We start from the raw sequence: 14,943 nt of genomic DNA, 5'->3' as shown, positions 1-14,943 counted from the left end.
GGGTATTTTCGGGCTATTTTCGGGGAATTAAATAGTTTTCTAATGTGGATAAGCTTTAATTTAAATTTAAAAATAATGCTTTATCTATAGCTGATTTTCTCAGGTTTAGGCGCTTCATGACCTTCAATATAGTGATCAGTCATTTTCACAGTTGCATGGCCCGCTAAAGCTTGTGCATATTTTTTACCATATTGCTGAGTGATGTTATATAAACCTAGTGCTCGTAAATCATGTAGAGATGGGCGCTGCTTTGGTTCAAGATCATCATATACACCAGCCAAGTCTCGATACTTTTTAAACTGCTTCGTTAAATGGTCTTCAGTCACGGCAAAAGGGTGTAATTTTGCAGTACGAGTTTGTTCATTAATCTTATCTGGACGAGTAGATATTAAATATGGACAGCGAAGTTGCATAGAATGCTCAACACACTTCAAAACTGTTTCTCTTAACTCTGGATGCATATCGACTTCAATGAAGATCGGCTTGTCATAGTTTAAAGATTTGTGCTGTAAAACAGTCATGGTATTGTCTTTGATATTAATTGCAGATCTTTCCATAACAACTAGATCGGCACGCCGTTGCACAGAATGAAGTGCTAAATCTATTGCAAGGCACAGCCAAGCAGGTGAAACGGATTTAATCTTTTCAATAGCTTCATTTGAATGACGTAATTTAACTTTTTCAGGGCGAATAGGCTTTAATGTCTTTTCAACAATATTTTCATTTGCCCATTCATGCGCCGTAAAATATTTCCAAATATCTATTAATAAAGAGCGATGTTTTTCAGCTTGATAATCAGTCTGATTATTTAAATAAACCGCAATCATATTAAGCGTGATTTCATTGCAGGCAGTATTGGCCCACATTTCTCTATATTTATCTAAATTCGCATTAATGATTTCCATAGTGGAATTTGCATATTTCTTTTTAGATAGTCGGTTCTTAATAAACTCATTAAGACCTTGTTCAAAATTTGGAATTTGAGTATCTGGTCTTTTAGCATTATTAAGAATTCTCGAAACAATGTCAGGGTTTCTATCAAGCGCAGCATTTAAGGCTTGTGCAGCCTTAACTGCTTCTGACTTGTCTTTACCTAGAGATTTTCTTTGCCCATTTGGTAGCACATAACGGTAATAAACCTGACCATTAGATTTTTTATCCGTTTCTACATGTGGTGGTAAATCCAAGTTACCTACTTTGCGTGCTCGAGGTGACATATTAGATCTCCGACAAAATCTTATCCGCAATCGCATTTCCAGTTAAAGGGGGAGATTGCAAATCAATTTTTGGTGTTTCACTAGAATAGAAAAGTGGAGCACCCCAATTTGTGCACTCAACATACCAATGCGTACCAATCTTTTTACCACTTAGCCAGCCGCGTTTTATATGGCTAATTAAAGTTTCACGACATGGTCGAGATTCTTCATCCTCCCAATAGCGCTTTGAAAAGACAGTGAGCTTGATACGTTGAATATTATCTTTCACTTCAACTTACCTCTTTTAAACTTTGAATTACAGCAGAAGGCAATTTCACATCAACACTCGGTTGATCATTGCGACTCGTGAAACCAACAAGACTGTGATAAATAACATTAATACTTTCAGAACCAAGCTGTAACTTCGCACCAGCGCCACTAATAACAAAAGGTGCTAGAGCTTCAGTTAAATCCTTTGCCACTTCGACCATTTGTTCGTTAGTCATTGACTGGCTCCTTTGGGGTTGCCCAATATGAAATGTCTGCTTCAGCTTCAAGTTCAAATATTTTTTTACAGTTGGTGCAAGTAACATCCCACTCACCAATATGATCATCCTCGTGAATACTGGTGTCTTCCTTATCCATTCCCCAAGAGCAATAAGGGCAATTAAAGTCATACATGGCTTTGCTCCTGTGCTTTGATCACCTGCATTAAGCGCTTATGTGCATTGCGAATTGGTAGTCGATAAGCTTCTCGGATTTCAGGTAGTTCGCTATCATCTACAGAAAATGGTAGATCTTCATAATCCTTGCAGTAATTACTTACTGCTGGATCAACATAGGTTGCCATCCAATCATCAGTAATCACACGTGGCACCAAAACAAAGCCTTCAGGCACCACTAGGTCGATATTTGATGAATCTATATATTTCGCCAGTTCATTAGCATCAATGATCGGCATATTTTCATGAACAGCGTCCAAGGCAGAAAATGAATTGACTGCAATCCATGATTGAATATCACCAAACCATTTCGACATCGTTTGAGCTTTGGTGGCTTGTGTAGCTTCCCATGCATATTTAGTTTTTGGGTCATAAAATGTATAGCTGCAATTACGACCAGTCTCGCCATCCGTGCTTAGTTTTTTACTTTCAGCCCAAGCTTTGAATCTTTTAATATCCATCACGCCACCTCATAGAAGCGTTTTGCTTCTTCAAAATCACGGGTAATTAATTCCGCCTTATCGTCGTAACAACGAACAATCTCACCATATTTAAAAGCTAATTCAGCTTGTTCAATGTTTTTGCACTGGTACATTGGTTGCTCAAACCATCCCTCTGTATAAAAGCATTCGTTCTCATGCTCTTTTCGAGTACCGTGCCATTGCTGCACCTGAATCAAATCATCAAATGATTCAATTGAGAATGGATTACCTTCCTTTTCAGTCATAGCTTTGTATCGAGCTACTGCACGTTCAGCGATTTCTTTTGAAATAGCAGGGCTTTGCTCGTATGGGCTATCGCTTTCGGGGCGAATAGCTACGCACCACAATTTTTTAGATCCCATCACGCCACCTTTAACATTTTTGGAGACTGGCCTTTCAATGACGCAATCATTGATTTACCAAGTCGAAGATATTGTTTTAGGAAAAGTGAATAGCGTTTCTGAGCTGCTTCATTCATTTTTCCAGTGCTATATATTTCAAGCGTTTCTTTATTTGCCATGCTGTAACGAACAACTGCTGCATGTTTAATAGGTTTAGCCTGGTAACCATCATTTAACAGCCAATTTTCAAATGCAGCTGCTAATTGAAAATGAATGAACGAGGTTCCCTTGGGTTCAATGTCTAAGAGCTTCATTTGTATGCAGCTTGACGCACCAACTCTTGCGCTACTTGATGCTGTAATTCTTTTTCAGAACTGCGGTGATACATGTAAGACAGGGCTAAAACAGTAATGATGATTAAAAGGAATGCGAAAAAATTAGAGATGATGCTTGAAGGCTTGCCGTACATTTCTACGTACGTTGGTTCTTGATGCAGAATTGCTGATGTTTGGCTTTTCTTGGCGTTAAACGTAGGTGTTTGACTGTGTGATGGGATTTGATTCATACTTACTCCGTAAGCTTGCAAGTGTTTACGAGAAGCCCTGATCCCGTCGAAAGCATCAGGGCTTTTTAATGTCAAAAATTAAGCTGTGAATGTACCGATACGAACTGGATTTTCAGGGAGAAGCTCAATCACTTTTGCTTTGAATTCTTGAATAATTTCATTGCGAAGTAATTCTTCTTTGACGATCTGCAACGCGAATGCAGGCTCGCCATCCGCACTATTTACAACCAAGCGCAACTTAACGGTCTTTTCTTCAAGACCCACATACGCCGTGTCATTAATTTCAAAATAGCTTGGTAATTTCCCAACAGTGGCAGATGCTTCAACGCGTTCGAGTGTTGAATTAGATTCGCTCATATTATTTACTTGGCTATCTTTGGTAGCGCTTGCATTAATTTTCATATTGCGAACAGCATTTAATGCTTCGCCAGTATTGATAATTTCACCAAATTCGGTGGTTGCAACAAATACACCTGCCCAGTCTTCAAGAAGAATGGCAAAGCGTTTTTGACTGAGCTTTGTGTCTTTAAGTTGATTCAACTTGCTCCAAGCCACGGTAGGCTCAAGTTTTAATACCGCTTTATGGTCACAGTGACCTTGATCAAAACCTGTTTGTGAGTAATTAAGGACAGCAATAGCACTTACATTTTTATGGTCTACAAATACAGGTGATGGACCAGAATCAGAATTATCTAAAATATATGTTTTAAAGTCTTCAAATGCAGGTGTAATCAAAACACCGCGTGAACGATTACGACCAACTTCAAAACGTTCTAAATCTTCAACTTTGTATTCGTTATTTACCGCAACTAGACCGCCTCGAGCTAAATCGCAAACAGGGGTAGCTAATTCAACAATTGCTTCTGCTTCTGTACGTTCCATGGTTTTACCTTATTGGTTGGGTTGGTTTAAAAAATGGTTGATGAAATTAGGGGTTAAGCTTTTTCTTCAAATAATTGGCTTGTGTGAGAAGCAAATAGGGTTACATCACCGCCAAGGTTCACGTGCATTGGCGTTTTTTCGTTGTGTTCTTCAACACGCTTACCTTTTGCAAGCGGTTCGTTAAATGCGAGCTTGCTTTCAACCTGAACTTGGCGCGATTCAGCAATTTGCGTCAATTTAAGCTTGATGGTGATTTCACCTGCTTTACCCGTTTTGATAACGCTATTGGCAACTTCACTTACTACAACGCCAAGTTGTTTTGAGAAAACACCGCCACCGATGTCTTCTATGAATTGTTGTGAATCAGTTTGCTTGTTTGACATGTTCATTTTCCCGAAATGATTTTGTTGTTTACGAGTTAAATATAACTGTAGTTATTTTTATAGTCAACACTATAGTTATATAAATATCATTTTAGTTATATTAATTTATTTTTATGGTTATATTAGGCAAAAGAAAACCCACACAGGGTGGGTTGTATGGAGTTAATTATGGGTGAAGTAAGAAAGAAACAAGCATTTCGATCTAAGGTTGTACTTAAATTAATAGACACACATGGCTTAACAATTGACGATATTATTTCATCTGTAAAAAAGATAGAGGACTATGTGTTTCAAGAACATCCTACATATTTCGTTGCAGATAAAATAGATCGAAAAATGCTTGATGGCATAGTAAAAGGATTTATTGAACAACGAGAACGAGCTTCCAACATTCAGTAAATTTAACCTTAAAATAATGCGGTAAAACTCTCAGGTTTTTCTTCTGAGTATATGATTTGGAAGCTATTTCGACCCCTATTTAGTACGTATTGCAGGTTAGCCAAATGTTGACTTGCTTTAGGTAGATGGAAGGTAAAACTATTTTGCATATGTTGATTCACATCACCAGTTTGAAGCATTTCATCTATTAAATTAGCGCTATTCATCAAGATGCTGCGTAGTGAGTATTCCGTAATAAGGGTTGCGTACATTTTTTCTCCACCCGATCTGTTCTAAGGGGCTGTGTCGGGTTCACAATTAATTTAAGATTTTTGCTTTTTGTGTAGCTAATTCCTCATCAGTCAAAATTCCGGCTTCTTTTAGTTTTAAAAGGCGTTCTAACTGTTGAATTTTATCTTCCATACTTAGTTCAATATTTTCTGGTGATATTTGAGTATTAACATCTTCTGGTTTTTTATTGAAGTTATCTATTTTAACTCGAATGATTTCACTAAAGTTTCTAGTTAAATTTTTCTCTGTATCTTTAATGACGGCTTTGTTTCCAGAAGCAAAAATTGTAATTTTTCCAAATATTAAGCCTGTTTCATATTGTATAGAGGTAATTTTATCTAAAGGAAAGTCTTCAACTTTTAATCCAAATAACAACCCTTTATCTACAAATATTAATCGCTTATTTGTAGCGAATAATGCCCCCATACCATTGTTGTAGGTGCCTGTAATCATCCCTTCAACTATTTCGTTATCCCATAAAATGGCTGGCAATTCTTTAATTTCTTTTCTACCAAACAGATTTTCTATGCCACCAACATGTGATAGTTGCTGTTTGATTTCTTCTAAATTTGGCATGCTTTATTAATCCTTTTTATTTGTGATTTTTTGCCCTAGTTTACCTTCATTGCATAGCTGGATAACTTGCTCATTAGTAAGAACAGGGATGCGGTGATTACTTCCCCTATCTTTTGCTAAGACCTTAACCTCCTCAGGGGTTAATAGTAATTCTTGGTTGTTTTCTGCTGCATCATTAAGTTTTTTAATAACTCTATTTATCAGTAAATCAAACATTTTTTAATATCCTTGTTTTAATTTTTCCATATAAACCAACAGCTTTACCAACTAAGCAGCAACCTTCAGTTAGTTTAATAACCTTCTCATCCTATTTCGGATGGCTGCGTTAGGTTCGCAGTTATTTAATCCAGCCAACAAAAGATAATTTAGGCGGGTTATAGCTCAGAATACTTTTCTAAAAATTCATCTATCCAGCCTTGTGCTGCATCAAGATTAGTTATGTCGGTTAGCTTTAGATTGGTCTCTTCTGCTTCGTTAAACCCTTCAATAATAGCTTCAAAGATATTTGCCTCACTAATGACCTCGCGTGCCATTTCCGCAGCGTCATAGCTTTGTTTGGCTTTTTTAAGCGAGACTATTTGTTTATCAATTGCTGTGCCAATTTTATCTAATGCCAATTTAAATTCTTGACGATTAATCGTTAGTGCAGTTTTAGATTTATTAAGTGTTGCGATCATTACGTTCTCTTTTCTTTAAGAAATGTTAATTATCCAGCACGCCAAATTTGACGACCAATTACTTTGAAGTTTTTGCCATTTTCTTCTGTTACCAACTTATCTCTATATTTTTCATTGAGGCTATGAAGTACCAGTGAGCCATCAGCCTCTTTAAATACTTGCTTAATCATTCCCTCGCCAGCTAGATATACAGCGTAAATTTCGCCGTCAATAATTTCTGTTTGCGAAAGATTAATTCCAACTAAATCACCATCTTTAATGAAGTCAGCCATGCTGTCACCCTTAGCCTTGATAATCTTCATAGAGCTTTCAGTGACATTTTTATCTTTTAAAAATGAAGGTGGGAAGGGGATTTTCCCATTGATAGCATCGAAGTGAAATTCAATAGATACGCCATCACCACAAGAAAAATTAGCCTCAACAACATCGATCCATACAAACTGATTAGCAATCTCACCAGTAACGATTGTAGGTTCCATTAAATCCGACTCATTAAATGAATCGGAGCTTGATCCCGTAGTTAACCAGAAAGGATCGACACCGAGATACTGAGCTATTAGCGGGATAAAAGCTGACTTTTGATTTCTCCCTGATTCAAGAGCTTGATAAGCCGGTTGAGACATTTTTACAGCCTCAGCAACTTCTGCTTGAGTTTTTTTTGCCTTCGCTCTGGATTCCTTTAAACGATCTTTTAGCGACATATCACAACACCAATCCAATTTGTAAAGAATATATAACTTTGGTTATATACATTCAAACAACTATAGTTATTGACTGTAAATAACTATAGTTATAATATCGGTTATATTAAGCGGAGATATAACCATGAGCGCGCAAAACAGCGATTTATATCAGTTGCTCGTAAACCATTTTGGTGGGCAAGAAAATACCGCCAAGGCACTCCAAGTTAAACAGCCAGCTGTTTCTAGCTGGGTGCGTGGAAACAAAAACATGTCAGAGCTTGTTGCGATCCGTGCACAGGTTGCCACTAAAGGAGAATTCAAAGCTATTGATCTTTGCCCATCCCTAAAAGGAAGCCTTGAAAAGCTAACAGCTTAGGAATAACCAATTATCCCTCACTCAATATTTTAAAAACACGTTCTAAGAGGTTGTAAATGAACATATTAGATGCTGCATATCACACAGTACACGATTTTAAGGGTGGGGCTAATGCACTTGCACCACGTATGGGGATTAGAAGCCCAGCTGTATTAAACAGCAAAGTAAATACCAATACGGATACACATCACTTAACGCTTTTAGAGGCTTCAAAAATGATGGGAATCACTGGTGATTTCCGTATTTTGCATGAGCTTAATGCGGAACATGGAAAGGTCGCTATTGATTTACCTGTAATTCCAGAATGTCGCGATACAGCATTAACAGAACTTGCCTTAAGTACAGGAATTGGCGGTGGTGATATTCAGGCTGTTTTCAAACAAATGATGGCAGATGGCCGCATTACGGAAGGTGAGGTCGTGGATATGTCGAGGGTAATTAATAAGCTACATATTATTTTAGCCGAACTAAGTGCGCAAGTTCGTGCATGTGTAGACAAATAAAAAAGCCTGAGGTCAGAACTCAGGCTTTTGGTTGTTCAAATCTAAGGGGATTCAAACAATGAATATGATGCCACATTTTAAACACAATCAACAGGGTATAACAAGCCTCGATATTTCAGAGCTTGTATTGTCTCGTCATGATGATGTAAAGCGTTCAATCGAAAGGTTGGTTGAGCGAGGCGTAATAGCACTTCCGCCAATGGCGGTTATGCCTAAAGAGGCCAATAACCGAATTTATAGTGTCGAAGTGTGCGTTTTCACTGGTGAACAAGGAAAGTTAGATTCAATCACTGTGGTTGCTCAACTTTGTCCTGAATTTACAGCGGCATTGGTTAAGCGTTGGTATGAATTAGAAAATCAAACTAAATTGCCCCAGTCGTTTTCAGAGGCACTTCAACTTGCAGCAGATCAAGCTAAAAAGATCGAACTGGATAAACCTAAGGTCGAGTATTACGAAAAGATTGTAGTGCGTGACACTTTACTGAATGCCTCACAAGTTGTACAAAAAATCAAAATGTCAGCGGTTGCAATGAATCGCAGTCTTGATGCGTTCAATGTTTATCACCGTGGCGTTAAGCGTGCACGCCTGTTTCAGCAATGGTTTATCGATAAAGGGCTAGGTGAGGTTAAACAGACAGAATTTGGCTTTTCACAGCCAATGTTTACCACCAAGGGTGAAGCTTGGGTAATTGAGAAATTAGTAGGCGAGGGGATTGTTGCATGAGCCAATTTACACCCAATAGTTTTCAGGTACCTAACGCCTTCGTTGATGATGTTCTAAATCAAATTTCAGATGCAGCATGCAAGATTTATCTTGTTGTGTGCCGTAAAACTCGTGGCTGGAACAAAGAGATGGATTCAATCTCATTAAGTCAGCTTGAGGCAATCACAGGTAAAAGTCGCCCAACCGTAATTAAGGCAAAAAATGAACTAATAAATGTCGGTTTATTGGTTGAAATGCCGAGTACGATTTATGGAAATACATTCAAATTAGGTGATGAAACTAGCCTTGGTTGGACTGTGAAATTCCCTAGTAAAAATATTTTACTAGGTGAAAATAACAATACTGCTAGTAAAGAATCTTTACCACTGCTAGTAAAAATTTTTAACTACGCTAGTAAAAATTCTTTACCCCTGCTAGTAAAAATTCTTTACACACAAAAGACACTATCAAAAGACACTATACAAAATAAAAAAATAAATAAAAAAAGTAAGTGTGTTCCTGAACAACCTAAGGCTGAAAAATCTGAATCAACCGCTTCTGAAAAACCAAGTCCTTTCGATGCAAACATGATTGAGTTACCAGCGAACGTAAATCGTGATTTGTGGATTCAATTTTCTGAAATGCGTTTAGCGATGAAAAAACCACTTACTGAAAACGCCGTGAAGTTAATTCTGAACAAACTCATCGGATTTGGTCCATCTGCAAACCAGTCTTTGGAAAACGCAATCATTGGAAATTATCAGGGGGTGTACGAGCCAAAAGCCCAATCTTCTGCAAATCAAAACCAACAACAAATCCAACGCCGTCGTTTTGGCAACCAAGCAGATCAAAATCAAATGCGCACCGTTGGAGGTCAAACTCAATGAGTAATATCGAATTATTTAAAAACGCGTTTGCTGTGAATTTCCCAGTCGAAGTTGCTGAGTTAGTTTTAAACCGCATTGCTGATCTCCACGGCGCTGAATTCGCAAAAAAATACGCTGGGTATTCTGATATTGAATTAACACAGCTCGCATGCACCGTATTGAGTGGTTTGAATCACGCTGATATCGCGCGTGGCATCGTTCGAATGAATTCCGAGGAGTGGTGTCCCAACCTTCCTAAATTTCGCAGCTGGTGCGAACAGGGTGGTGATTGGTGGACTGCGGATCAAGCTTGGGCTAAAGCGATGATGTTTGAATCAGACCCATTAAGCAAAATTACAAAATTGGCTAAGCGCTCACTCGAAGAGGTTCGCCATATTTTGAATGCTGAAGGGCAGAAATCAGCTCACTACGCGTTTAGAGATATTTATCAAGATTATCTTTGCCAAGCCAAAGAAAAAGGGCGTGTGCAAGAAATGTGGGAAAAGCCAGTAGCAGCTAAGACACTTGGTTTTGATGCAGGAAATCGTAAGGGTGTGCCATGCCCACCTGAGTTATTAAGCAAATTGAAAAATGTGAATGCGCTTGGTCGTGACGGTGGTGCAGCATGAACGAAATTCTTCAACAACGAATTGATTCAGTTCGAGCAGGTAAAGACATAACTCATGCTCAAATCATGGCTAAGCAAAATTTACGTGAGCAGCTGGATCGAGATTTAGAAGAATTCTTAGCAAGTGGATCTGAGATCCAAGTGCTACCCAATGGATTCTCTAATTTTAGAGATGGTCTTATTCCGCCAAGCAAGGCAAGAGCAGTAACGAACGAACAAGATCGAATTGATCGTGAAAAAGCGATTGAAGCCAAAAATCAGGAAATTAGAGAGTACAAGGCTGCTGCTATAGAACAACGCAAGGCTAAGGCAAAGCAAAAATATGATGCTCAGATTAAAGAGCAAATTACTGTGCTGGGTCGGTTTGTTGGTAAGTCAAAGAATGAGAATGATTTTAAGCGTCTTGCGGAAATGGCAGGTTATCGCGTGCGACATTTTCGTGATGCTGCAAAAGGTCATTCTAAGTTGGGTGATGATAAGTGGGCATTGGTTAAAAAGTTGATTAGTAATTTTAAATTTGGGGATGCTGCATGAACTTCAGTTTACTTCCTCATGAATTAATTATTGATAACTTTGCTGGCGGCGGTGGTACATCTACTGGCCTAGAACAAGCATTTAATCGCACTGTTGATGTAGCCATAAATCATGATGCCAAAGCTTTAGCGATGCATCGCATCAATCACCCAGAAACTAAGCATTACTGTGAAAGTGTTTGGGATATTGATCCAATTGAAGTCACTGGAAACCAACCTGTAGGCCTTGTTTGGTTATCACCAGATTGTAAGCATTTTTCTAAAGCCAAAGGCAGTAAACCTGTTGAAAAGAAAATTCGTGGTTTAGCTTGGGTTGCATTACGTTGGGCTGCAAAAGTTCGCCCTCGAGTAATCATGCTTGAGAATGTCGAAGAATTTAAAACATGGGGTGATTTAGGTGCGGATGGTAAGCCTTGTCCAAAACAGAAAGGACGTACTTTTAATTCATTTGTGAATGCGCTTAAACGTCAGGGTTATGCAGTTGATTACCGTGAATTGCGTGCATGTGATTATGGATCACCAACTATTCGTAAACGCTTTTTTTTAATTGCTCGTCGTGATGGCTTATCGATCAAATGGCCTGAACCTACACATGCGCATCCTGATTCCATCCAGGTGCAAAAAGGTAATTTAAAGCCTTGGCGTACAGCAGCGGAATGTATTGATTGGTCGCTTGATTGCCCGAGTATTTTTACACGCAAACGTCCATTGGCCACAGCCACACTTGAGCGTATTGCAGGTGGTTTGAAGAAATTCGTCTTTAATAATCAAAAGCCATTTGTTGTGAATAGCATCGCACCAGTATTAACAGAATGCGCCAATGCTTCAAACAAGCGATCAATGCCAATAGATGAGCCATTACGAACTATTTGCGCTCAAACTAAAGGTGGTCATCATGCGCTTATTTCGGCATTCCTAGCGAAGAATTACACAGGTGTTATTGGGAGTGGGTTGAGAGAGCCGGTACATACAATTACAGCCAAAGATCACAATTCACTTGTTGTTAGCCATTTATCAAAAATGAAAAACGGCTGTATTGGTCAGGATCTTGATGATCCGATGCATACACTTACAACAGTAAATCAATTTGCAGAGGTTCGCGCCTTTCTAACAGCCTTTTATGGAAATGAAAAAGACGGTAATTCGGTGGATGAGCCATTAAGAACTATTCCAACACGTGACCGTTTTGGACTCGTAACAATTGGGCAGCAAGATTATGAAATTGCAGATATTGGTTTTCGCATGCTGCAACCGGTTGAGCTTTTTAAGGCGCAAGGCTTTCCAGAAAATTACATTTTTACGCATGGCACGAATGAGCATGGTCAGCAAATCACTTTAACGAAGACCGAACAAACAAGAATGGTTGGTAATTCTGTATGTCCACAATTAGCACGTGCATTGGTTGAAGCGAATTTCAAACATGAAAATAAATATCGAGGTGCAGCATGATTGAAACCACAAGAGTTCACTTTGAAATGTTTTTTATGAGTCAACCTTTTTTCCTTCAATTGAAATACATCCATGGTGAGCGCTTATTTGATTTTGATGAGGGGGTTGGATATCGCAATTTAACTGTCCAGATCGCATATGTGTGTTGGTGCAAAGAAGATAAGGAGTTTGTGCTATGAGTTCTGAATATTTAATTTTAGATGATGCTGAATGTGGTAAATGCCGAACCCATGATGATGTTGTTATGGATGAGGATGGTGACTTAATTTGCACAGACTGTCTTTTTGAGCGGTCATGCGAGGAAATGTTCGGTAATGAATATGATGAGGATGATGAATGAAAATCCTCATCGGTATCGATACTGGTGTTAATACTGGCTTCGCCGTGGCATTCGATCATGGCGAAGGTGGTGTGCTTCAAAAAGTGGAATCACTCAGTATTACTCAAGCCATGCAAAGAGTTCTTGAATATGAAGATGAGCACGATCTTAAAGACATCATGCTTTATATCGAAGATGCACGTAAACGTACTTGGTTTACTGGTGGTCGTGAAAAGGCTCAAGGTGTTGGATCAGTTAAACGTGATGCGCAAATTTGGGAAGATTGGTGCACAGAACAAGGTCTTAATTTCAAGATGATTCACCCAGCAGCAAATGCAACAAAAAAGAAAGCAGCAGATTTTACACGTATGACGGGTTGGACTGGTCGCACGAATGAGCATGCACGTGATGCAGCCATGTTGGTGTTTAAACGATTTGCGAAATTTTGAGGGTAGTATGGATTACATTGAGGATTTTAATGGTGATTTAAGAAGTATTGCAGAAGTCATTGGTCGAGATCAGGCCCTTTACTTGGTCAGTCAGTGTCCACGGTATAAAACAGAAAAGCGCTCAGGTAAGGGGCAGTTATTACTATATGTACCAAAGCTGAAAAAATTAACATTAGAGCATGGCTTGGTTCGAGCCGTGGGTTATGTTGATGCTCAAAAGCTGTCGACCGTTTTTGGTGGTGAGCTCTTAGTGCTCTCACACTGTACTCACATGATTTTAGAAAAACGTGATGAGGGGATTAGAACAATGATGAAAAGCGGGTTTTCAATTGCAGATTTAGCATCATATTTCAATGTCACTGAGCGAATAGTTTTAAGAATTCAGAATGTTGAGATAAGTAAGCAACAGCTTAGTTTGCAATTGTGAATAATGAAATATCTCTGAAATAAGAACAAAAATACTCAATAAATCCATAAATTCAGAGACAAGAAAGAATGTCATTTCCAGATTGGTTAGTAGCGTTAATGAAGTATTTGGGTGGGCTCCAATATTTCATTGCGGGATTGATGGGGGCAGCTGTGGCAACTCGATACAACAAAGAACAGCTTAAAACACCCAAAGACTACGCCGTGTTTTTACTGTCAGGTGCATTTACAGCACATTACCTTACATTACTTATCATGCATTACACAGAGCTCGCACCGAGTCATGCGGGCGGTATTGGCTTTCTTACTGGAGCACTTGGTGGTCTAGTCCTGCAAGAGTTCTTCGCTTGGATTAAGTCTGGCGCTTATAAACAGATTAGTTTTAAAAAATTCTTTGTTGAGATGATGAAGAATTGGAAAAGTGGTGGGAAAAAATGAAAAACAATCTAATCCGTTCGTTGCGTGGTGAAGAAGGTGAGATCCTTAATGAATACAAGGACCATTTAGGCTTTTCAACAATTGGCGTTGGTCGTTTAATTGATAAGCGCAAAGGCGGCGGTATCACAAAAGAAGAGTCAGCGTACTTGTTAAATAATGATATTGATAAAGTGATTGATCAATTAAACAAGCGCCTACCTTGGTGGGTTGCACTCGATGATACGCGCAAAGGTGTGTTGGTAAATATGGCATTTCAGATGGGTGTGGATGGCTTACTCGGATTTAATAACACTTTAAAAATGATCCAAAGTGGGGATTATGTTGCTGCATCAAAAGGCATGCTTAATTCTTTATGGGCTAAGCAAACTCCCGCACGTGCTAAGCGTATGTCTGAGCAGATGCGTACAGGGATATGGCAATTTAAGCAGGGGACATAGTGAATATATCAGCGATTATTGCCGTTGTATTTTTGGCTATTACGTCTTTCATCGGATGGTGCTGTTATGACTATGGATATAACAGTGCTCAATCAGAACAAATACAGACGTATGAGACGCAGCTCGAAGACCTTAAAACACAGGCTGATCAAGCGTTAAATCGTGAGCGTAATAGTTACAAAAAACAAGAGCAACTTGAGGATAAGTACCTTGAAAAGATTAAGGAATTACAGCACAATGAAGTCATTCTTATTGATGAGTATCGCGCTAACAATCTCAGCTTGCGCGACTCACTCAAAGCCAAGCAATGCCCTGATGTGTCCATCACTGCCGACAGCACCGTCGGCAATCATGCAACCACAACAGGCGGACTTCACGACAGAGATGTCGAGTTTCTTATTCGGTACGCCGCAAGAGCAGACACCGTAGCCGAGCAACTCAAGAGTGCTCAAGCTCTCATCCAGCAGGATAGAGAGTTATGCAACGGTCAGACCGAAACATCTAATACCAATCAAAAAATAGTTTCCCAAGGTACTTCCGGAGGGGCACCCAAGGCGGGGGCGAAGACCTCGCAGGTTTTCATATCTGCGTGAACTTCAAAAGCGTAGTTTATGTTTATGTCTCGTTTTTTATAAATATT

General features: G+C 39.0%; 29 protein-coding genes. 14 read left to right on the top strand and 15 right to left on the bottom strand.

Annotated features, from left to right (window positions below; genetic code table 11):
* Positions 1–80 precede the first annotated feature (80 nt).
* The 10 genes from B9T25_RS13150 to B9T25_RS13105 form a co-directional block, all read right to left on the bottom strand.
* Positions 81–1,217 (bottom strand): phage integrase Arm DNA-binding domain-containing protein, encoded by a 1,137-nt coding sequence (locus B9T25_RS13150; protein WP_086188865.1) that lies wholly within the window; start codon positions 1,215–1,217, stop codon positions 81–83.
* Position 1,218: 1 nt separating this feature from the next.
* Positions 1,219–1,485 carry a hypothetical protein gene (locus B9T25_RS13145; protein ID WP_086188864.1) on the bottom strand — a complete coding sequence of 89 codons (267 nt, stop codon included), beginning with the start codon at positions 1,483–1,485 and terminating at the stop codon, positions 1,219–1,221.
* Position 1,486: 1 nt separating this feature from the next.
* A complete protein-coding gene (locus tag B9T25_RS13140) occupies positions 1,487–1,702 on the bottom strand; it encodes a hypothetical protein (RefSeq protein WP_086188863.1) in 216 nt (71 codons plus the stop codon).
* The gene (locus B9T25_RS13135; protein WP_086188862.1) at positions 1,695–1,877 is read right to left on the bottom strand and encodes a hypothetical protein; all 183 of its coding nucleotides are present in this window, start codon (positions 1,875–1,877) and stop codon (positions 1,695–1,697) included. The genes B9T25_RS13140 and B9T25_RS13135 overlap by 8 nt, the downstream gene beginning before the upstream one ends.
* Positions 1,870–2,379 (bottom strand): hypothetical protein, encoded by a 510-nt coding sequence (locus B9T25_RS13130; RefSeq protein ID WP_086188861.1) that lies wholly within the window; start codon positions 2,377–2,379, stop codon positions 1,870–1,872. Before B9T25_RS13130 ends, B9T25_RS13135 begins: the two co-directional genes overlap by 8 nt.
* Entirely contained in the window at positions 2,379–2,762 is a 384-nt protein-coding gene (locus B9T25_RS13125; RefSeq protein ID WP_086188860.1) for a hypothetical protein, read from the bottom strand. Before B9T25_RS13125 ends, B9T25_RS13130 begins: the two co-directional genes overlap by 1 nt.
* Positions 2,762–3,055 (bottom strand): hypothetical protein, encoded by a 294-nt coding sequence (locus tag B9T25_RS13120; RefSeq protein WP_086188859.1) that lies wholly within the window; start codon positions 3,053–3,055, stop codon positions 2,762–2,764. The genes B9T25_RS13125 and B9T25_RS13120 overlap by 1 nt, the downstream gene beginning before the upstream one ends.
* Positions 3,052–3,306, bottom strand: coding sequence for a hypothetical protein (locus B9T25_RS13115; protein WP_086188858.1), 255 nt, complete (start codon positions 3,304–3,306; stop codon positions 3,052–3,054). The genes B9T25_RS13120 and B9T25_RS13115 overlap by 4 nt, the downstream gene beginning before the upstream one ends.
* Before the next feature lie 78 nt (positions 3,307–3,384).
* Complete coding sequence (locus tag B9T25_RS13110) at positions 3,385–4,188, bottom strand: DUF2303 family protein (protein WP_086188857.1); 804 nt, start codon at positions 4,186–4,188, stop codon at positions 3,385–3,387.
* A gap of 53 nt (positions 4,189–4,241) precedes the next feature.
* The gene (locus tag B9T25_RS13105; RefSeq protein ID WP_086188856.1) at positions 4,242–4,571 is read right to left on the bottom strand and encodes a hypothetical protein; all 330 of its coding nucleotides are present in this window, start codon (positions 4,569–4,571) and stop codon (positions 4,242–4,244) included.
* Positions 4,572–4,739: 168 nt separating this feature from the next.
* Here B9T25_RS13105 and B9T25_RS13100 point away from each other — a divergent pair, with 168 nt between their 5' ends.
* Positions 4,740–4,970, top strand: coding sequence for a hypothetical protein (locus B9T25_RS13100; protein WP_086188855.1), 231 nt, complete (start codon positions 4,740–4,742; stop codon positions 4,968–4,970).
* An 8-nt stretch (positions 4,971–4,978) separates the two neighbouring features.
* On the opposite strand, the gene B9T25_RS13095 is transcribed toward B9T25_RS13100, so the two are convergent.
* From B9T25_RS13095 to B9T25_RS13075, 5 genes are all read right to left on the bottom strand, one after another.
* Entirely contained in the window at positions 4,979–5,221 is a 243-nt protein-coding gene (locus tag B9T25_RS13095) for a hypothetical protein (RefSeq protein WP_086188854.1), read from the bottom strand.
* Positions 5,222–5,267: 46 nt separating this feature from the next.
* Positions 5,268–5,816, bottom strand: a complete 549-nt coding sequence (locus tag B9T25_RS13090; RefSeq protein ID WP_086188853.1) for a PH domain-containing protein — start codon at positions 5,814–5,816, stop codon at positions 5,268–5,270.
* A gap of 6 nt (positions 5,817–5,822) precedes the next feature.
* The gene (locus B9T25_RS13085; protein ID WP_086188852.1) at positions 5,823–6,032 is read right to left on the bottom strand and encodes a hypothetical protein; all 210 of its coding nucleotides are present in this window, start codon (positions 6,030–6,032) and stop codon (positions 5,823–5,825) included.
* A gap of 158 nt (positions 6,033–6,190) precedes the next feature.
* Entirely contained in the window at positions 6,191–6,493 is a 303-nt protein-coding gene (locus B9T25_RS13080) for a hypothetical protein (RefSeq protein WP_086188851.1), read from the bottom strand.
* Between the two features lie 29 nt (positions 6,494–6,522).
* Entirely contained in the window at positions 6,523–7,194 is a 672-nt protein-coding gene (locus B9T25_RS13075; RefSeq protein ID WP_086188850.1) for an XRE family transcriptional regulator, read from the bottom strand.
* 124 nt (positions 7,195–7,318) lie between these two features.
* Between B9T25_RS13075 and B9T25_RS13070 the strand changes: the two genes are divergently transcribed.
* The 13 genes from B9T25_RS13070 (at position 7,319) to B9T25_RS13010 (ending at position 14,896) form a co-directional block, all read left to right on the top strand.
* Positions 7,319–7,552, top strand: coding sequence for a Cro/CI family transcriptional regulator (locus B9T25_RS13070; RefSeq protein ID WP_086188849.1), 234 nt, complete (start codon positions 7,319–7,321; stop codon positions 7,550–7,552).
* Between the two features lie 56 nt (positions 7,553–7,608).
* Positions 7,609–8,055 carry a phage regulatory CII family protein gene (locus B9T25_RS13065; RefSeq protein WP_086188848.1) on the top strand — a complete coding sequence of 149 codons (447 nt, stop codon included), beginning with the start codon at positions 7,609–7,611 and terminating at the stop codon, positions 8,053–8,055.
* Positions 8,056–8,113: 58 nt separating this feature from the next.
* Positions 8,114–8,779 carry a phage antirepressor KilAC domain-containing protein gene (locus B9T25_RS13060; RefSeq protein ID WP_086188847.1) on the top strand — a complete coding sequence of 222 codons (666 nt, stop codon included), beginning with the start codon at positions 8,114–8,116 and terminating at the stop codon, positions 8,777–8,779.
* Entirely contained in the window at positions 8,776–9,645 is an 870-nt protein-coding gene (locus B9T25_RS13055; RefSeq protein WP_086188846.1) for a replication protein, read from the top strand. The genes B9T25_RS13060 and B9T25_RS13055 overlap by 4 nt, the downstream gene beginning before the upstream one ends.
* Entirely contained in the window at positions 9,642–10,253 is a 612-nt protein-coding gene (locus B9T25_RS13050) for a restriction endonuclease (protein ID WP_086188845.1), read from the top strand. The genes B9T25_RS13055 and B9T25_RS13050 overlap by 4 nt, the downstream gene beginning before the upstream one ends.
* Positions 10,250–10,786, top strand: coding sequence for a hypothetical protein (locus B9T25_RS13045; protein WP_086188844.1), 537 nt, complete (start codon positions 10,250–10,252; stop codon positions 10,784–10,786). The genes B9T25_RS13050 and B9T25_RS13045 overlap by 4 nt, the downstream gene beginning before the upstream one ends.
* The gene (locus B9T25_RS13040) at positions 10,783–12,234 is read left to right on the top strand and encodes a DNA cytosine methyltransferase (protein WP_086188843.1); all 1,452 of its coding nucleotides are present in this window, start codon (positions 10,783–10,785) and stop codon (positions 12,232–12,234) included. The genes B9T25_RS13045 and B9T25_RS13040 overlap by 4 nt, the downstream gene beginning before the upstream one ends.
* A 175-nt stretch (positions 12,235–12,409) precedes the next feature.
* The gene (locus tag B9T25_RS14590) at positions 12,410–12,574 is read left to right on the top strand and encodes a hypothetical protein (protein WP_171262792.1); all 165 of its coding nucleotides are present in this window, start codon (positions 12,410–12,412) and stop codon (positions 12,572–12,574) included.
* Positions 12,571–13,002 (top strand): hypothetical protein, encoded by a 432-nt coding sequence (locus tag B9T25_RS13030; RefSeq protein WP_086188841.1) that lies wholly within the window; start codon positions 12,571–12,573, stop codon positions 13,000–13,002. The genes B9T25_RS14590 and B9T25_RS13030 overlap by 4 nt, the downstream gene beginning before the upstream one ends.
* Before the next feature lie 7 nt (positions 13,003–13,009).
* Positions 13,010–13,429, top strand: coding sequence for a Mor transcription activator family protein (locus B9T25_RS13025; RefSeq protein WP_086188840.1), 420 nt, complete (start codon positions 13,010–13,012; stop codon positions 13,427–13,429).
* A 68-nt stretch (positions 13,430–13,497) separates the two neighbouring features.
* On the top strand, positions 13,498–13,866 hold the full coding sequence (locus B9T25_RS13020) for a hypothetical protein (RefSeq protein ID WP_086188839.1): 369 nt from the start codon (positions 13,498–13,500) through the stop codon (positions 13,864–13,866).
* Positions 13,863–14,303, top strand: a complete 441-nt coding sequence (locus B9T25_RS13015) for a glycoside hydrolase family protein (RefSeq protein WP_086188838.1) — start codon at positions 13,863–13,865, stop codon at positions 14,301–14,303. The genes B9T25_RS13020 and B9T25_RS13015 overlap by 4 nt, the downstream gene beginning before the upstream one ends.
* The gene (locus B9T25_RS13010; protein ID WP_086188837.1) at positions 14,303–14,896 is read left to right on the top strand and encodes a lysis system i-spanin subunit Rz; all 594 of its coding nucleotides are present in this window, start codon (positions 14,303–14,305) and stop codon (positions 14,894–14,896) included. The genes B9T25_RS13015 and B9T25_RS13010 overlap by 1 nt, the downstream gene beginning before the upstream one ends.
* The last annotated feature ends 47 nt before the right edge of the window (positions 14,897–14,943 follow it).

The sequence above is a fragment of the Acinetobacter sp. ANC 4470 genome (assembly GCF_002135335.1).
In the GTDB taxonomy this organism is placed as follows: domain Bacteria; phylum Pseudomonadota; class Gammaproteobacteria; order Pseudomonadales; family Moraxellaceae; genus Acinetobacter.
The sequence above is the reverse complement of the archived record's forward strand: the minus strand, read 5'-3'. Positions and strand labels throughout refer to the sequence as shown.

Bases quoted from the DNA above. Each gene is read 5' to 3' on its own strand.
- B9T25_RS13030 (WP_086188841.1), top strand. From the start codon at position 12,571: ATGAAAATCCTCATCGGTATCGATACTGGTGTTAATACTGGCTTCGCC.
- B9T25_RS13045 (WP_086188844.1), top strand. From the start codon at position 10,250: ATGAACGAAATTCTTCAACAACGAATTGATTCAGTTCGAGCAGGTAAA.
- B9T25_RS13040 (WP_086188843.1), top strand. From the start codon at position 10,783: ATGAACTTCAGTTTACTTCCTCATGAATTAATTATTGATAACTTTGCT.
- B9T25_RS13025 (WP_086188840.1), top strand. From the start codon at position 13,010: ATGGATTACATTGAGGATTTTAATGGTGATTTAAGAAGTATTGCAGAA.
- B9T25_RS13075 (WP_086188850.1), bottom strand. From the start codon at position 7,194: ATGTCGCTAAAAGATCGTTTAAAGGAATCCAGAGCGAAGGCAAAAAAA.
- B9T25_RS13060 (WP_086188847.1), top strand. From the start codon at position 8,114: ATGAATATGATGCCACATTTTAAACACAATCAACAGGGTATAACAAGC.
- B9T25_RS13095 (WP_086188854.1), bottom strand. From the start codon at position 5,221: ATGTACGCAACCCTTATTACGGAATACTCACTACGCAGCATCTTGATG.
- B9T25_RS13110 (WP_086188857.1), bottom strand. From the start codon at position 4,188: ATGGAACGTACAGAAGCAGAAGCAATTGTTGAATTAGCTACCCCTGTT.
- B9T25_RS13055 (WP_086188846.1), top strand. From the start codon at position 8,776: ATGAGCCAATTTACACCCAATAGTTTTCAGGTACCTAACGCCTTCGTT.
- B9T25_RS13050 (WP_086188845.1), top strand. From the start codon at position 9,642: ATGAGTAATATCGAATTATTTAAAAACGCGTTTGCTGTGAATTTCCCA.
- B9T25_RS13150 (WP_086188865.1), bottom strand. From the start codon at position 1,217: ATGTCACCTCGAGCACGCAAAGTAGGTAACTTGGATTTACCACCACAT.
- B9T25_RS13020 (WP_086188839.1), top strand. From the start codon at position 13,498: ATGTCATTTCCAGATTGGTTAGTAGCGTTAATGAAGTATTTGGGTGGG.
- B9T25_RS13105 (WP_086188856.1), bottom strand. From the start codon at position 4,571: ATGTCAAACAAGCAAACTGATTCACAACAATTCATAGAAGACATCGGT.
- B9T25_RS13115 (WP_086188858.1), bottom strand. From the start codon at position 3,306: ATGAATCAAATCCCATCACACAGTCAAACACCTACGTTTAACGCCAAG.
- B9T25_RS13080 (WP_086188851.1), bottom strand. From the start codon at position 6,493: ATGATCGCAACACTTAATAAATCTAAAACTGCACTAACGATTAATCGT.
- B9T25_RS13070 (WP_086188849.1), top strand. From the start codon at position 7,319: ATGAGCGCGCAAAACAGCGATTTATATCAGTTGCTCGTAAACCATTTT.
- B9T25_RS14590 (WP_171262792.1), top strand. From the start codon at position 12,410: ATGAGTTCTGAATATTTAATTTTAGATGATGCTGAATGTGGTAAATGC.
- B9T25_RS13130 (WP_086188861.1), bottom strand. From the start codon at position 2,379: ATGGATATTAAAAGATTCAAAGCTTGGGCTGAAAGTAAAAAACTAAGC.
- B9T25_RS13090 (WP_086188853.1), bottom strand. From the start codon at position 5,816: ATGCCAAATTTAGAAGAAATCAAACAGCAACTATCACATGTTGGTGGC.
- B9T25_RS13140 (WP_086188863.1), bottom strand. From the start codon at position 1,702: ATGACTAACGAACAAATGGTCGAAGTGGCAAAGGATTTAACTGAAGCT.
- B9T25_RS13125 (WP_086188860.1), bottom strand. From the start codon at position 2,762: ATGGGATCTAAAAAATTGTGGTGCGTAGCTATTCGCCCCGAAAGCGAT.
- B9T25_RS13065 (WP_086188848.1), top strand. From the start codon at position 7,609: ATGAACATATTAGATGCTGCATATCACACAGTACACGATTTTAAGGGT.
- B9T25_RS13015 (WP_086188838.1), top strand. From the start codon at position 13,863: ATGAAAAACAATCTAATCCGTTCGTTGCGTGGTGAAGAAGGTGAGATC.
- B9T25_RS13085 (WP_086188852.1), bottom strand. From the start codon at position 6,032: ATGTTTGATTTACTGATAAATAGAGTTATTAAAAAACTTAATGATGCA.
- B9T25_RS13120 (WP_086188859.1), bottom strand. From the start codon at position 3,055: ATGAAGCTCTTAGACATTGAACCCAAGGGAACCTCGTTCATTCATTTT.
- B9T25_RS13135 (WP_086188862.1), bottom strand. From the start codon at position 1,877: ATGTATGACTTTAATTGCCCTTATTGCTCTTGGGGAATGGATAAGGAA.
- B9T25_RS13100 (WP_086188855.1), top strand. From the start codon at position 4,740: ATGGGTGAAGTAAGAAAGAAACAAGCATTTCGATCTAAGGTTGTACTT.